Here is a 13,937-nt window from a genome sequence, read left to right as displayed (position 1 = left end):
AACCCTCACAGCAAAGGGAGAAACCCGTCCGGGCGGCCATGGGGCGGGTTCCCCCTAATGGCCTTCTGACAATGGCGCCCTTGGACCGGGCGAGAGCGTGATGTCCGGCGGGGCTCCGAGCGCGACCAGCCGATCACGGACGGCGCTGCGTGCCAGTGCGTATCCGCGCGAGGTGCGGTGAAGCAGTGACATGCTGTTGGCGGCTTCCAGCATGGAACCGATCTCGAACGCCAGGACCTCAGCGGCATCGGTTCGGCCGGCAAGCCCAGGCAATTCCGGCTCGGCTTCGCGGACGGCGCGCGTAACGAAGGCCAGCCACTCCGCATCGATCTGGGCGAGAAGGTCACGGGCGGCGTCGTCCTTCGCCGAGGCGTCAGCCCCGACAGCGCGGAAAAAGCATCCACCGGCAAATACACGGCCCTCGGAGTAGTCGAGCCACAGCTCAATAAGCGCGATGAGTCGCTGGAGGCCGCGTGGCCTGGCGAGAGCCGGAGTGATGACCGTGTCAATGAATACGGTGCGCGCGGCATCGATCGTCGCGAGTTGCAGGTCCAGCTTGGAGCCAAACAGGGTTGCCACATTGCTCTTGCTGACGCCCAGCTCACTTGCCAGCCCGCCGATGGTTAGCCCGTCCAATCCGGTCAACGACGCCTGGTCGACGGCGAGCCGCAGAACGGCGCGCCGCGATTCATCGCCGCGGAGCCGGCGGCCATCGGATGTTGCCGTGTTTTGCATGTTCCACCCCTAGACAATACGAACGATCGTATGTATATATTAGCACTATGACGACAAAAACCCCCGCTCTCCCCCCAGCGGTTCGTGCACTTCACCTTCTCGAGCGCGTCGCTCCACCCTTGGCAGCCGAGGCCGCCTACAGGCTTTGGGTCCGTCCCGGTAAGCGCAAGCCCGTGCATGACACGGAAAGGCCGGTGATGGACCAGGCCGCCCGATCCATGATCAGCGTGCGCGGGCAGCGCGTGGCCGTCTACCGCTGGGGAACGGGCCCGCGTGCGGTCCTGCTGGTCCACGGCTGGCAGAGCCGTGCCGCTGTTTTGGCCCCCCTCGTACGCGAACTGCGGGCCGCGGGCCGCACGATCGTTGCCTTCGACGCCCCCGGGCACGGCGAATCCAGTGGACACCAGACCAACGTCCGCGACTACGCCGCCATCATCGAGGAGCTTGCGCGTGAACATGACGGGTTTGAGGCGATCGTGGCACATTCGTTCGGGACGCCGGGGGCCGCTCTCGCCATCCGGAACGGAGTACGGGCTGGACGGCTGGTCACGGTAAACGGCGCCGCTGACTTCGAGTATCTGCTGGCGGGCTTCGCACGCAAGCTCGGGCTGCGCGATTCAACCGTGCTTGCGGTGCGGCGCCTCACAGAGCGCCGCGTCTTCCCTGGAGTCGCAGATATTTGGACAAGCCTTTCGGCCACCGCCCCGCTTCCCGTCGCCGTTCCCTGGCTCGTTATCCACGACGACTCAGACACCATGATCGGGCTGGACCAGGCCCACGCCCTCCTCGATGCCCACCATGCATCCACCATCCTGGTGGTCACGCATGGACTGGGCCACAACCGGCCGCTCCGTGACGACAGCGTGCTGGACCGGATCAGCAGCTTCCTGTCTCCCGCCTCTCAACGCCAGCCCCAAGGGGCGGAACGGCAGCCGGCCCAGGAAAGGCAGCCGAGCCGGGATAAGGTGCCGTCTTCCGTACTCGCCTAGGGCAGATGGAGCTTATGTAGCTGTATCCGGCCATTGGCTCGGGTCGTAGCCGTGAAGCCCAGGCACCCGGCGGATATCCGGCTCTTTGTCAGCCGGAGGCTCCTGGTCCTTCTCAACGCTGTCTGCCGATTCAGTGGGATCGGTGTCCGCCTGCTCCCGGGCTTCCCGACGTCCACGCCCCCTGCTCTTGCTGTCAGCCATTTGGTACTCCGACCATTGATGGTAAGGGTCCGCCTGCCTGAACCACTACCCAAAACCCTAGTCTCTGGACCTCCGGCAGACACGCCTCATCCGCTCAAGGTACGGGCAATATTGGATAAAGTCCGAAAGCGGGCCAATTCGAGGATGGAGAGGGATTATGACAAACATCAGCGTTTTCCAGAGCGTCACTCTTGACGGGGTTATGCAGGGACCCGGAAGGCCTGATGAGGACACCCGCGGGGGATTCAATCACGGCGGGTGGGCCAACGGTTATCAGGATGAAGTGTCCATGCAGTTTGCCGGCGAAGGAATGTCCTCCGGGGGTTCTCTTTTGTTCGGCCGCCGCACCTATGAAGACCTGCTCGGTATTTGGAGCACGACGCCGGATCCCAACCCCTTTACCGACGTTCTCCTCAACTCGCGCAAGTATGTGGTGTCCTGTTCGGCGACGGCCAGCGCCTAAACCTGACTTTGCAGCGGTCAATCACCACCACCACCGGGGTGATCATCGCCCAGTATTCAACGCGTTAAGCCGGGGCCGAGACACATAAGAAGTCATATTCCGGCACTAAAGAGGGACGCAAAGCTCAAGTTCCACGGGTTATGCGCAAGCTTCGCTCAACATAGTGCCACTTTTGCATTTTCGGGCCACTGAACTGCTAAATTCTCAGCAGTCCCCCAAATTCTGGGTGAGGCGCGGGAAAACAAAAGATCAGGCCACTATTTTTTTGCCTCTGGGGCGGCGGCCGGCCTGATCGTTCTTTGGCTGCCTTGTGGACTCTCGGTCTCAAACCTCAGGATGCACCATGTCAACGAAAAAGCTCACGTTCAAATTCGGCCGGAAAACTGTCGCCGCCCTCACAGCGGCCTTCCTCATCATCGGTGGCGGCGCCTACGCGTACTGGACCACCACAAGCCAGGGAACAGGGGCCGCTCCCAACGCCGCCTCCAACGGCAGCATCGTCCTCACGGCATCATTCGCCTCGGGCCTCACCCCCGGCGCCAGCACCGCCGTCACCTACACAGCAGACAATCCAGGGACCTCCAGCCTGCAGGTGGGAACCATCAGCCACGTGGTCACCACCAGCAACCCGCTGTGCCTGCCGGCAGACTTCACCATCGCCAACGTGGCATCAAACACCACGGTGCCGGCCGGCAGCGATGACTTTGCCATTGCCGGGGCGGGAACACTCTCCTTCGCCGACACCTCAGTAAACCAGGACGCCTGCAAAAGCGCCATCGTCACGCTGACACTCACCGCCAACTAGCTCGACGGCGCGGACGGGCCCGTGAGGGCCCGTCCCCGTGGACACACGCCGGAGTACCGGGCCGGCAGTTCGATGGAGGGTCAGATGGTTTTCCAGCGCCCAGATGGAGCGATGGGAGGATTCCGCCGCGCGCAGCATGCCGTGGTGGTCATTGTCCTTGCCGTCGCCGCCCTGCTGGCACCTGGCATCGACCCGGCCCTTGCATATTCCACCGGCCCCGTCTCCGGCATCAGCTCCGCCACCCTGGGCAGCCTGCAGCCGCCCACCAACGTCTCAGTCCCGTCGAGCAGCACAGGCACCGTCCGCGTGAGCTGGACGGCCGCCGTCGGAACCCCCGCACCCACCGGCTACTTCGTCACCAGAACGAGGGCCAGTGACGGTTCCACGACGGCGGCCTGCGGCACCAGCGCATCCGCCACCACCACCGGAACCGCCTGTGATGACATTAAAGTCCCCGTTGGGGACTACAGCTATACGGTCACGTCCGTGTACAGGACATGGACCGCTTCCAGCGCATCGAGCGGGAGCGTCGGGGTCACCCCGCCGGGCTCAGCCGCAAAGCTTCTGTTCCTCACCCAGCCAGCCAACTCCTCCAGCGGTGTGGCCCTTCCCACCCAGCCCGTCGTCGTCGTCACGGACCTGAACGGCAGCATCGTCACCACCCAGGCCCCCACCCTTGTTTCCATCACCGCTTCAGGCGGCCTGCTCACGGGCTGTTTTCCGGCCACCACGGTGAACGGCACGGCAACGTTCTCGGGCTGCACCGTCACCGGCCCGGGCACCTACACGCTGACCGCTGCCTCGTTCCCGCTGACCAGCGCGGTCAGCACGGCTTTCACAGTCGCCGGCACGGCGGCCAAACTTGGTTTCACCACGTCGCCCTCCGGAGCCACCGGCGGCGCAGTCTTCGCCGCCCAGCCAGCCGTCTCTGTCCAGGACAGTTCCAGCCGGACCGTCACCACCAGCACGGCCCCCATCACGCTGAGCATCAGCAGTTCACCCGCCGGGGCCAACCTCAGCTGCGACTCCAACCCCAAGAGCGCCGCCGCCGGCGCGGCCTCGTTCTCAGGCTGCAGGATCGACAAAACCGGGACCTACACCCTGACAGCCAGCGGTGCCGGCTTCACCACTGTCAGCGCCAGCTTCACTGTCACCATCGGGGCGGCCAGCAGGCTGGCCTTCACCACCCAGCCCTCCGGCTCCACCGGCTCCGTGTCTTTCGGGACACAGCCCGCCGTCAGCATCCAGGACGACGGCGGCAATACAGTCACGACGTCGGCGGCCACCGTGGACCTGACGCTCACCGGAACAACCGGGGCAACCCTGAATTGCACCGCCACGCAGGTGGCAGCTGCCGCAGGCGTGGCAACTTTCTCAGGCTGCAGCATCAACAGGGCCGGCACATACACACTGACTGCCACTTCCGCCGGGCTCATCTTCGCGCTCAGCGATACTGTTGCCGTCGCTGCCGGTGCGCCGGCAAAACTGGGCTTCACCGTCCAGCCGTCCCAGGCCACGGCCGGCAGCGCTTTCGCCACCCAACCGACAGTGGCCCTGCAGGACGCCGGCGGAAACACCGCCGGCGGCACCGTTGCCATCACACTGAGCATCACGGGCGCACCCGGCGAAACCATCCTCAGCTGCGCGGCAAACACCGTGACCACAAACGGGGGTCTGGCCTCCTTCTCCGGTTGCAGTGTCAACAAGGCAGGCACCTACACCCTGACAGCGACAGGAGCCGGCTTCACCACCACCAGCGTCAACTTCACCGTTGCCCTGGGAACGCCCACGAAACTCGGCTTCACCACCAATCCGACCAACTCCACCGGCGGCGTCCCCTTTCCGGCCCAGCCGGTGGTGGCCATCCAGGACGCAGGCGGCAACACCATGACCGACAGCACCGCCGCGGTGACCCTGACCATCACCACACCTGCCGGTGCCACCCTGGCCTGTGCTGCGAACCCCGTCGCTGCCGTTTCGGGCGTCAGCGCATTTGTTGGCTGCAGCATCAACAGGCCGGGCACCTACACCCTCACCGCCACGTCCGGAAGCCTCACATCGTCAGTCAGCACCAGCATCACCATCACCACCGGTCCGGCGGCCAAACTGGCCTTCATCACGTCCCCTTCCAGCAGCCCGGTCAACACCGTTTTCGCCACCCAGCCAGCTGTGGCAGTCCAGGACGCCGGCGGCAACGCCATCACCGGCAGCACCGGCCCCGTCACGCTGAAGATCTCGTCCCCCAGCGGCGGGGCCAGCCTCACGTGCACCAGCAACCCTAAAAACGCCGTGTCCGGTGTTGCCACTTTCGCAGGCTGCAGGATCAGCAAAACGGGAACCCGCACCCTGACAGCCACCTCCGGCACGCTCACCGCAGGCACCAGCGCCAGCTTCAACATCACCGGCGGCACGGCCACCAAACTCTCCGTGACCACCAGCCCCAGCGGTTCCACCGGCGGGGTTGCCTTCCCCACCCAGCCCGTCATCACCATCCTGGATGCCGACGGCAACCCAACGGCAAGCACGGCAGCCGTCACCCTGGGCATCACCGCACCCGCCGGTGGAGCCGCCCTGAGCTGCACGGCCAATCCTAAAGCCGCCATATCAGGCGTGGCCGCGTTTACCGGCTGCAGCATCAACAAGCCCGGCACCTACACCCTGACCGCGACGTCGGGAACCCTGACCGCAGCTGTCAGCTCCTCCTTCACCGTCACGACGGGCCCGGCGGCCAAGCTGGGCTTCACCAGCACCCCGTCGAACTCCGTCTACAACACGGTCTTCGCCACCCAGCCGGCAGTGGCCGTGCAGGACGCCGGCGGCAACACCATCACCGGCAGCGCCGCACCAGTCATGCTCAGCATCACCACACCGGCAGGCGCGGTCCTGGTCTGCACCCAGAACCCGGTGAACGCAGCCTCAGGCATCGCCGCATTCACGGGCTGCAGCATTGACAAGGCGGGCACCTACACCCTGACGGCGGCCTCCAGCGCGCTCGCCCCGGCCACAAGCGCCACCTTCACCATCGCCGGAGGGGCTCCCACTAAACTCGCCTTCACCACCAACCCGGCAAACTCCACCGGCGGGACCGCCTTCCCCACGCAGCCGGCAGTGAGCATCCAGGACGACGCCGGCAACACCACCACCAGCACAGCTTCCGTCACGCTGAGCATCACCACGCCCGGCGGAGCCGTCCTGGCATGTACGGGCAACCCCAAGGCAGCAGTAGCCGGCGTGGCCGCTTTCACCGGCTGCGCGGTGAATAAGGCCGGGACGTACACCCTCACCGCCACCTCGGGAACGCTCACCACGGCCGTCAGCTCAAGCTTCACCGTCTCGGTGGGCCCCGCCACCCGTCTGGTCTTCACCACACAGCCAGCGGGCGCGTCCGTCAACACCGCCTTCACCACCCAGCCCGTGGTGACAGTCCAGGACGCCGGCGGCAACACCGTCACCTCCAGCACGGCAGCGGTCACGCTGGCCATCACGGAAAAGCAGGGCAACCCTACCCTGACCTGCACGGCAAACCCCCAGAACGCCGTCGCCGGTTTGAGTACTTTCAGCGGCTGCCGAATCAGCAGGACGGGGACCCGCACGCTGACCGCAACCTCCAACGGGCTCACGGCAGCAATCAGTGATCCCTTTATGGTCCAATGAGCCGGCGGAGTTCCAGAAGTCGCTGACCTACCCCTTCGCTTTGGATGCCCTCGGTTTGGGTGGATCAGCTTGGGGTGGCTCAGCCTGGTGTGCACTAAGCAGCTGGGAGCAGAAGGCGTCCCCCAGCCAGCGCTCATATTCCTCGCCGGTCCAGCCCCGCCCCGGGACCAGCAGCTGCCACACCGTGGGGTGATTGAGAGTCCACAGGATGTCTGTTCCCCGCACGACGTCGAGGGACTTCGCAAGTGATCCGCTGACATGGAGCTGCTCCACGATGGCACGCTGCACATCCAGAAGTTTTGCCTCGATACCGGTCCAGAGGGCAGCGATCTCCGGGTCGGCTGAGGCTGCAGTCCGGATAACCTCCAATAAAGCCCCCGAGCCCGTCTTCACCCGGCGTGCCTGCGCCGCCACGAGGCGGAGCTTCCGCTCGGCGTCGTGTTCGTTGACCACTGCGCGGTACCAGTCGCGCTCCAGGACGGGGACCTCTGCTTCCTCCCCGCCCAGGCGCGCGTCCCACAGCGCGCGGACCAGGGCGGCCTTGGTTTCGAAATAGACATAGATGGTCTTCAGGGCAACCCCGGCCTCCTCCGCGATGGACGGCATTGACGTCGCGGGATAGCCCTGGCGTTCGAAGAGACGCTGCGCGGCGTCCAGGATCACCTGTCGGGTGGCCTGCGCCTGGGCCCGGCGGCGCGGCGAATCATACCTTCGGCTGCTATTGACCACTGTTTCCATACGAGTAGAATATCAGCGTAATCATTACACGGTTCGAGTAATCAATACCCGGATGCTGCATCGAGAGGAGAAAGTCAATGGCTACCCTGCGGATCGATCTTGAGGTTCGTGACTATGACCTCTGGAGGAATGCTTTCGAAAAGGATGCCGGCGGGCGGCAGCGTTCCGGCGCGCGCAGCTACCGGATCTTCCGTCCGGTGGACAACGAGCACCGCGTCATGCTGGACATCGACTTCGACTCGGTCCAGAACGCCGGCACGTTCCTGGACATACTTCGCACCAAGGTTTGGCCATCCCCGGAGAAGTCGCCCGCCAAGATGGGCGAAGCCACCACCCATATCCTGGAAATGGTTGACGCCCGGGAGTACTGAACAGCAATGGTCTGGCTGCGTGACGGCTACTGTGCCGGCTCAATCAGCTCAGGGCCGTTGTTGCCCACACTGTTCACGCGATCAGTCACCACCCTCGGCGTCAGGATTGCTTCCGGGATGGCGTCCAGCAATTCCTGCACGTCCTCCTTCTCCCTGATTTCCGGGTTGAGCCAGTCTGCGTACAGGCCAGGGGGGACGATGACCGGGGCCCTGTCGTGGACGTGGCCAAGTGAGTCGTGGGCCGTCGTCGTGAGGACAGTGCAGCTGAGCAGCCAGCGGTGAGGATCGTCCTTGGGCAGGGCCGGATCCGGCCAGAACTCGTACAGGCCGGCGAAGGCCAACACCTCATCCTTGTCGGAGTAGAGGTAGTGCGGGATCTTCTTCCCGTCCTCAGTCTTCTCCCACTCGTAGTACCCGTCCGCCGGGATCAGGGCCCGGCGCGTGATGGCCGCCTTCCGGAAGGCCGGCTTGTCCAGGATCGATTCGCTGCGGGCGTTGATCAGCTTGCAGCCGATCTTGACGTCCTTGGCCCAGGACGGAACCAAACCCCAGCGCGCGATCAGCAGCCGCCGCTCCACAGAGTCCTCGTCCAGCTTCTCCGTGATGATGGGGACATCCTGGGTGGGCGCAACATTCCAGCTCGGCGGAGGCGGGCTGCCCTCAACGTCTCTGGCCTCGAAGTGAGCCAGGAGATCGCCCGTGGCTTTCGACATCACGTATCTGCCGCACATGAGTTCATTGTGCCGTAAAAAACGTCCTCCGCGATGGTGGTGCGGGCCGCCGCCGCAGCAGGCCGAGCAGCGACATGGGTGGACGGCGGACTGAGCGGCGGCCAATTGCCCGGCATCCAGGCCCTCGCATTTCATTAGCAGCGTGAGGGGGTAGCTGGCCAGGGCCAATAGTCGGTTATGAGCGGGTCTGGCTGGCCTCATACTTGGTCAGCGACCACGCCATGCCCAGACCGGTCAGCAGCACGCACCACGCCAGGGCCTGCCACCCGTAGTTTCCAACGCCCGTACCCATCAGCAGCCCGCGCACCGTCTCAATGAACGGAGTGAACGGCTGGTACTCCGCCACCACACCCAACCATGCGGGCATGGAATCAGTGGGGACGAACCCGCTGCTCAGGAACGGCAGGAAGGACAGCGGCATGGGCGAGTTGCTGGCCGTTTCAACGGTGTCAGCGACGATTCCCAGCGCCAGGCACAGCCAGGTGATGGCGAAGCCGATCAGGGCAACGACGCCCAGCGCGGCCAGGACTCCCCACACCCCGCCGGCGGGCCGGAAGCCCAGCAGCATCGCCGCGGCCCCTACAGCGAGCGTGGCCAGGAGCGCCTGCACCACGCTGACCACGGCGTGTGCAGACAGGATCGCGATGCGGGAGACGTCCGTCGTTGCCAGCCGGGCCGCCACACCCTGCCGCATATCCATTGCAATGTAGATCGCTGTGCCCGCTCCCCCGGTACCCACTGCCATCAGTACAATCCCGGGAACCACGTACTGGAGGTAGGCTGCCACCCCGCTGTCGGACTCCGCCCCCAGCCCCGCGCCCATCATGCCGCCGAACACGTACACGAACATCAGCAGGAAGATGACGGGCAAGCCGACCATCATGATGATCATTGACGGGTAACGGACCAGCCGCTTCAGTCCCCGGCCGGTCAGGGTCACGGTGTCCGCGAGGGCGTGCTGCACGGCGCTGGGCTCATATGCCGCTGCCGGTGCTTTCATGGTTGTCATGCTTCCTCCTTGGTAGGTGCCCCGGTGAGCGCGAAAAAGACATCGTCAAGGTCGGGGGCGGCGGTGGTGACTTCGGCCGGTTCCACCCCGGCTGCCGCCAAAATGTTCAGCACGCCGCGCACGGCCGCGCCGTTGGCGGGTGTTGGCACGCGGAGCTCCAGTCCGGCGTCGGAGGCCGGCAAAACGTCCTGGACGACGGCGGCCAGCGCCGTCCGCGCCCTGCCCGCCTGGTCTTCGGTGATGAAGCGAAGCCGCAGCTGCTCCTCGCCCACGGCTGCCTTGAGCTCGGCAGGGGTGCCTTCGGCGACGATCCTGCCGCCGTCGAGCACGGCCACCCGGTCCGCCAGCTGGTCCGCCTCTTCGAGGTATTGGGTGGTCAGGAAAAGGGTGACGCCGCCGGCCACCAGCGTGCGCACCACGTCCCACATGGCCCGCCGGCTGCGCGGGTCCAGGCCAGTGGTGGGCTCGTCGAGGAAAATGATCCTCGGGTCCCCCACCAGCGTCATGGCCAGGTCAAGGCGCCGCCGCATGCCTCCCGAGTAGGTGGACACGGGCTTCGTGGCGGCCTCCGTAAGATCGAACTGGCGCAGCAGACGCTCGATCAATGCCTCCCGCTCACCCTTGGGCACATGGCGCAGCCGCGCCATCAGCCGGAGGTTCTCGGCGCCGGTGAGGAGTTCGTCGACGGCGGAGAACTGTCCGGTCACGCCAATGGCCCGGCGGACCCGGCCCGGTTCGTGGGTCACGGAATGGCCGCCCACCAGGGCGGTGCCCCCGTCAGCCTTGATCAGCGTGGCAAGGATCTGGACGGTGGTGGTTTTACCGGCACCGTTGGGGCCGAGGAGGGCAAACACCCTGCCGCGTTCGATCTGCAGGTCGATGCCGTCCAGCACGGTGTGCTCGCCGAAACTCTTACGCAGGCCGCGGACATCGAAGGCTAGGTCCGTGGCGATAACTGTGCGGGTCATCATGTCTCCTTCTTCAGAGCACCGCCGCGCGGAAGGCGCGGAAGCTGCCGTATTTGGTGGGGCGGGCAGTGACTTTGAGGCGGTGGTAGGCGCCGTCGTCGGTTTGAGGGTGGGCCTCGGGCGCCGCCCCAGGTTTCAGTGTGGTGTCAGATGACATCGTTAGTGACACCACCGAACCGCGCTCCGCCCACAGGCTCTCCACCCGACTTCACCTCCATCGGGATGCGCGGCAATATGCCCTGTACGTCTCGGGGAAATGTTCACGACGTCAGTATGACACCATACTGACGTCACGGGCAAGAGTTGATTCCATGGCTTGGCCGAATTCGCGGGACCAGTCTCGAAGTCGCTGTTGCGTTACAGCGAACCCGGCAACGCTCCCGCGACCTCACGGAGCTCAGGAGAGAATGAAGCCGGAAGGATGCCTGGGTAGGTGGTCCGCATGGGGAGATTCAAATCGATCAGAGTTTTCGCTCGGGTGGTCCTGCCGGCCCTTTCAGGATGCGGCGACTCCCGTGGCACTCCCGACAGGGAGCAGGAAACCCGGCCATACCCCCAGTAGCCGGACCCCTAAGAATGCTCGTGCGGCCCGCCCTCCGCCGGCTTCAGCGTTCGGAGTGCCACGCATCGAGCACAACGCCCCCGCGCGGCGATTCCAGCGTCGCGGTAAGCGGTGTTTTCTGTTCATCGTCGATGGGACTCGTGTGAACTGCCGGAAGCTTCAGCACGTCGGCCGCCTGCACCGGAACACCGCGCAGCACCAGGCCCTGCAGGGTGACATCTGTTGGGGGCATGTGGGCACACGGATGTTGCCCTTCCCATTCGATCAAGCTGGGCAGCGCGCCGGCGCATTCAGTGGCGCCGTCGTCGCGGACTGTGATCCGCCATTTCAACAGTCCATGAGGCGTGTCGCGCTGGGCCGCAAGCAGCACGCCAGGATTGAGGCCGAAGTTGGTGAGGTCCCGGCACAGCATTTCGATCTTGCGCGTGCGTGCCACTGCATGCACCAGCCGAGGGGATTCGCGGACAGCCTCGCGCACCTCGGGGTCGTCGAGCCCGAACCACCGCCGCCTCCCCGGCGCCGGCGCGTCGGGATCGATCGCGATGACCTCGAGGTAGCAATCGGGAAAACTCTCACTGCTGATGGCAATCACTCGATTATGAGTACCCATCAACGGTGCTTACCGCCGCCGGAGGGCTGAATGCCGAATGTCGCCTCGCACCAGGCAGCGCCCTGTTCCAGCGAATCGGCGGCGATGACCAGGTGATCGATTCTGGCATTCACACCCTAACCGTACCGCTCGGGACGCGCGACAGCGCCAGGCAGTTGCTTGAGGGTGGCGGAGCTATCGAAGCGGAACGGGCAGGACGGGTCCTTACTCGTAGAACTCGATCCGCGGCTCGCCTTGCATGCCGGCTTGCAGCATGGCGACTTTCAATCCGGGATTGCTCAGGTATGCGCGGGCTGCCTCGACTGAATCGAAGTAGTGGAGCACCAGGATGTTATTGGGATCGTCGGCCATGCGGTGCACTGAATGATCGGTCACCCCGCCGGACTGCCGCAGCCCTTCCGCCGAGTCGTAGACGCTGCGGAAGGTGTCGTAGTCGGCGAAGCGGTGGAGGAGGGTGACGAGTGCCATGGGAAAACTCCTTCAACTGGTCCCGAGATCTGGTTGGTTCGTAGCGTCAAGCTAGATCCGGGACCAGGGCTGGTCAAGGTATAAACACTTAGTCTCGTGCCAGCCCATCGATCGGCCAACGCACAGACAGTGTCGCCTCGCCACTGGAGCTAATTGCTCAGCCTTGGTAGCTTTCAACGCATGGCCATCAAATTTGAGAATGTAGGTATCGCTGTTCGCGATATCGAAGCAGCAATCGCCTTTTTCACCGATCTCGGTCTTACTGTCGCGGGCCGTGACACGGTCAGCGGGGAGTGGGCCGACACCGCCGTCGGACTTGATGGAAACCATGCCAAGATCGCGATGCTTCAGACCCCAGACGGTCTTGGTCGGCTGGAGCTCTTCGAATACATCCATCCTGAGGCGATCGAGTCGGACCCGACGCGTCCCAACGACATTGGCATGCACCGCGTGGCTTTCTCAGTAGACGACATCGATAAGGCCCTCGAGGTAGCTGCCAAGCACGGATGCCATCCGCTGCGCGGTGTGGCAACCTACGGCGACGTCTACAAACTCACGTACCTCCGCGGACCCAGCGGAATCCTCGTGATGCTCGCCCAAGAACTGAAGAAAGACTGACGCCCAAATCGGCTTTGGGCTCAATTGCATGGGCTAAGGGCCGAAAGACTCTCTGGTAAAGCATCCTTTACCGGACAGGATGTAGCGGCGTTCCGGCCGCCCCGTCTCATTGCGGACCTCAAGTTCCGACGTCGGAATCCAACCGGCTTTTTCGTAGGATGCGATTGCCCTCTTGTTGTCGGCGATGACCCAAAGCTCCATAGGAGTCTGTGCCTTCAGTGAATGGCGTCGGAGATGGTCAAGGAGTTGGCGCGCAAGACCCTTGCCCCAAGCTTCCGGGTCCACTGCAAGGTAGAGCACTTCAAAGACATTCATATGAGGGACGACGATCGAGAAAGCCAGTGCGCGATCATCGATACGGATCATCAGTAGCAGGGCTCCGTCTCTGGCAAGCGCTGATTCAATACCTGGCAGTTTGTCATCCAGCGCTGCAATGACGGGCAGTTGATCCCGCAGAGCGGTAGCACGAGCCCAGATTCCGGCCGCATCCCGCGCCGCCGCACTGCCCTGCTCCGCACGAACGTCCGGACGTGTCGATGACTTCATCTCTCGATCCTGTCACGACAATGAGGATGAATATCAGCAGGCATGGGTAGCCGTCGTCCCCATTCTGACTGGGCTCACCGGCGGGCTACTTCTGGATCTCCGCGCGGCGCAGCCGGACGAGCTCCTCAACAACGTCGTCCGGCAGGGGATGGTCGGGGGTGAAACGGATGGTGCCTTTTGACAGGGAGAAGCCCTCGAGTCGTGAGGCAACCGCGTCAACAACCTCCGGGGAAAACGGAAAAACGGACAGGTGCTTTGCAGCTGCAACGACGCCAAGGAGCGGCTTCCCGTCCAGCTTCAGGGCGGGCATCCCGTAGCTCACGCCATCAATGGCCTCGGGCGCTACGGCCCGCGCAACGTCTATCACATGCTGAAGACAGGCACGCTCCGACGGCGGTAAATCGGCTAAGGAATCGTCAACGGAACCCATGCGGACAGCTTAGTCCCGCGACTGGAGCCAGGGCAGGGG

The 13,937-nt window shown here is 64.4% G+C and carries 16 protein-coding genes and 1 pseudogene; 6 read left to right on the top strand and 11 right to left on the bottom strand.

The genetic code is table 11. The annotated features are described in order from the left end of the window. Positions 1–54: 54 nt before the first annotated feature. Positions 55–735 (bottom strand): TetR/AcrR family transcriptional regulator, encoded by a 681-nt coding sequence (locus tag M1E17_RS05345; RefSeq protein WP_457965950.1) that lies wholly within the window; start codon positions 733–735, stop codon positions 55–57. Positions 736–782: 47 nt separating this feature from the next. Here M1E17_RS05345 and M1E17_RS05340 point away from each other — a divergent pair, with 47 nt between their 5' ends. Then, positions 783–1,724 carry an alpha/beta fold hydrolase gene (locus M1E17_RS05340; RefSeq protein WP_457965948.1) on the top strand — a complete coding sequence of 314 codons (942 nt, stop codon included), beginning with the start codon at positions 783–785 and terminating at the stop codon, positions 1,722–1,724. A 12-nt stretch (positions 1,725–1,736) separates the two neighbouring features. On the opposite strand, the gene M1E17_RS05335 is transcribed toward M1E17_RS05340, so the two are convergent. Beyond that, positions 1,737–1,925, bottom strand: coding sequence for a hypothetical protein (locus M1E17_RS05335; protein ID WP_457965947.1), 189 nt, complete (start codon positions 1,923–1,925; stop codon positions 1,737–1,739). Between the two features lie 157 nt (positions 1,926–2,082). Here M1E17_RS05335 and M1E17_RS05330 point away from each other — a divergent pair, with 157 nt between their 5' ends. The 3 genes from M1E17_RS05330 to M1E17_RS05320 all read left to right on the top strand — a co-directional run bounded on the left by M1E17_RS05330 (position 2,083) and on the right by M1E17_RS05320 (position 6,847). Beyond that, a complete protein-coding gene (locus M1E17_RS05330; RefSeq protein ID WP_457965945.1) occupies positions 2,083–2,388 on the top strand; it encodes a hypothetical protein in 306 nt (101 codons plus the stop codon). Between the two features lie 343 nt (positions 2,389–2,731). After that, the gene (locus tag M1E17_RS05325) at positions 2,732–3,193 is read left to right on the top strand and encodes a hypothetical protein (protein ID WP_457965944.1); all 462 of its coding nucleotides are present in this window, start codon (positions 2,732–2,734) and stop codon (positions 3,191–3,193) included. Positions 3,194–3,277: 84 nt separating this feature from the next. After that, positions 3,278–6,847, top strand: coding sequence for a beta strand repeat-containing protein (locus tag M1E17_RS05320; RefSeq protein ID WP_457965943.1), 3,570 nt, complete (start codon positions 3,278–3,280; stop codon positions 6,845–6,847). A 27-nt stretch (positions 6,848–6,874) separates the two neighbouring features. Here the strand turns inward: M1E17_RS05320 and M1E17_RS05315 are convergent, their stop codons facing one another. Then, positions 6,875–7,585, bottom strand: coding sequence for a TetR/AcrR family transcriptional regulator (locus tag M1E17_RS05315; RefSeq protein ID WP_457965942.1), 711 nt, complete (start codon positions 7,583–7,585; stop codon positions 6,875–6,877). A 77-nt stretch (positions 7,586–7,662) separates the two neighbouring features. On the opposite strand from M1E17_RS05315, the gene M1E17_RS05310 reads away from it, so the two are divergent. Next, positions 7,663–7,956: a hypothetical protein gene (locus M1E17_RS05310; RefSeq protein WP_457965940.1), complete on the top strand. Its 294-nt coding sequence runs from the start codon at positions 7,663–7,665 to the stop codon at positions 7,954–7,956. A 26-nt stretch (positions 7,957–7,982) separates the two neighbouring features. Here M1E17_RS05310 and M1E17_RS05305 read toward each other — a convergent pair whose 3' ends face one another. The 6 genes and pseudogenes from M1E17_RS05305 to M1E17_RS05280 all read right to left on the bottom strand — a co-directional run bounded on the left by M1E17_RS05305 (position 7,983) and on the right by M1E17_RS05280 (position 12,304). After that, complete coding sequence (locus tag M1E17_RS05305; RefSeq protein ID WP_457965938.1) at positions 7,983–8,687, bottom strand: SOS response-associated peptidase; 705 nt, start codon at positions 8,685–8,687, stop codon at positions 7,983–7,985. A gap of 175 nt (positions 8,688–8,862) precedes the next feature. Further along, positions 8,863–9,696 carry an ABC transporter permease gene (locus M1E17_RS05300; RefSeq protein ID WP_457965936.1) on the bottom strand — a complete coding sequence of 278 codons (834 nt, stop codon included), beginning with the start codon at positions 9,694–9,696 and terminating at the stop codon, positions 8,863–8,865. Continuing rightward, positions 9,693–10,667, bottom strand: a complete 975-nt coding sequence (locus M1E17_RS05295; RefSeq protein ID WP_457965935.1) for an ATP-binding cassette domain-containing protein — start codon at positions 10,665–10,667, stop codon at positions 9,693–9,695. Before M1E17_RS05295 ends, M1E17_RS05300 begins: the two co-directional genes overlap by 4 nt. A 10-nt stretch (positions 10,668–10,677) precedes the next feature. After that, the gene (locus tag M1E17_RS05290) at positions 10,678–10,866 is read right to left on the bottom strand and encodes a hypothetical protein (RefSeq protein ID WP_457965934.1); all 189 of its coding nucleotides are present in this window, start codon (positions 10,864–10,866) and stop codon (positions 10,678–10,680) included. A 403-nt stretch (positions 10,867–11,269) separates the two neighbouring features. Next, positions 11,270–11,949, bottom strand: a pseudogene (locus M1E17_RS05285) (VOC family protein). Between the two features lie 91 nt (positions 11,950–12,040). Beyond that, positions 12,041–12,304: a putative quinol monooxygenase gene (locus M1E17_RS05280; RefSeq protein WP_457965932.1), complete on the bottom strand. Its 264-nt coding sequence runs from the start codon at positions 12,302–12,304 to the stop codon at positions 12,041–12,043. Between the two features lie 180 nt (positions 12,305–12,484). Between M1E17_RS05280 and M1E17_RS05275 the strand changes: the two genes are divergently transcribed. Beyond that, a complete protein-coding gene (locus M1E17_RS05275; RefSeq protein ID WP_457965931.1) occupies positions 12,485–12,922 on the top strand; it encodes a VOC family protein in 438 nt (145 codons plus the stop codon). 33 nt (positions 12,923–12,955) lie between these two features. Here M1E17_RS05275 and M1E17_RS05270 read toward each other — a convergent pair whose 3' ends face one another. Together M1E17_RS05270 and M1E17_RS05265 are read right to left on the bottom strand one after the other, a co-directional pair. Further along, a complete protein-coding gene (locus M1E17_RS05270) occupies positions 12,956–13,468 on the bottom strand; it encodes a GNAT family N-acetyltransferase (RefSeq protein WP_457965930.1) in 513 nt (170 codons plus the stop codon). An 85-nt stretch (positions 13,469–13,553) separates the two neighbouring features. After that, complete coding sequence (locus tag M1E17_RS05265; RefSeq protein WP_457965928.1) at positions 13,554–13,898, bottom strand: iron chaperone; 345 nt, start codon at positions 13,896–13,898, stop codon at positions 13,554–13,556. Positions 13,899–13,937: the final 39 nt, after the last annotated feature.

The organism is Arthrobacter sp. D1-29, from assembly GCF_054130585.1.
Note: the sequence above shows the minus strand (reverse complement) of the source record. Positions and strands in the feature narration are given on the sequence as shown.

Coding starts and splice junctions, on each gene's coding strand:
- M1E17_RS05345 (WP_457965950.1), bottom strand. CDS start 735: ATGCAAAACACGGCAACATCCGATGGCCGCCGGCTCCGCGGCGATGAA.
- M1E17_RS05340 (WP_457965948.1), top strand. CDS start 783: ATGACGACAAAAACCCCCGCTCTCCCCCCAGCGGTTCGTGCACTTCAC.
- M1E17_RS05335 (WP_457965947.1), bottom strand. CDS start 1,925: ATGGCTGACAGCAAGAGCAGGGGGCGTGGACGTCGGGAAGCCCGGGAG.
- M1E17_RS05330 (WP_457965945.1), top strand. CDS start 2,083: ATGACAAACATCAGCGTTTTCCAGAGCGTCACTCTTGACGGGGTTATG.
- M1E17_RS05325 (WP_457965944.1), top strand. CDS start 2,732: ATGTCAACGAAAAAGCTCACGTTCAAATTCGGCCGGAAAACTGTCGCC.
- M1E17_RS05320 (WP_457965943.1), top strand. CDS start 3,278: ATGGTTTTCCAGCGCCCAGATGGAGCGATGGGAGGATTCCGCCGCGCG.
- M1E17_RS05315 (WP_457965942.1), bottom strand. CDS start 7,585: ATGGAAACAGTGGTCAATAGCAGCCGAAGGTATGATTCGCCGCGCCGC.
- M1E17_RS05310 (WP_457965940.1), top strand. CDS start 7,663: ATGGCTACCCTGCGGATCGATCTTGAGGTTCGTGACTATGACCTCTGG.
- M1E17_RS05305 (WP_457965938.1), bottom strand. CDS start 8,687: ATGTGCGGCAGATACGTGATGTCGAAAGCCACGGGCGATCTCCTGGCT.
- M1E17_RS05300 (WP_457965936.1), bottom strand. CDS start 9,696: ATGACAACCATGAAAGCACCGGCAGCGGCATATGAGCCCAGCGCCGTG.
- M1E17_RS05295 (WP_457965935.1), bottom strand. CDS start 10,667: ATGATGACCCGCACAGTTATCGCCACGGACCTAGCCTTCGATGTCCGC.
- M1E17_RS05280 (WP_457965932.1), bottom strand. CDS start 12,304: ATGGCACTCGTCACCCTCCTCCACCGCTTCGCCGACTACGACACCTTC.
- M1E17_RS05275 (WP_457965931.1), top strand. CDS start 12,485: ATGGCCATCAAATTTGAGAATGTAGGTATCGCTGTTCGCGATATCGAA.
- M1E17_RS05270 (WP_457965930.1), bottom strand. CDS start 13,468: ATGAAGTCATCGACACGTCCGGACGTTCGTGCGGAGCAGGGCAGTGCG.
- M1E17_RS05265 (WP_457965928.1), bottom strand. CDS start 13,898: ATGGGTTCCGTTGACGATTCCTTAGCCGATTTACCGCCGTCGGAGCGT.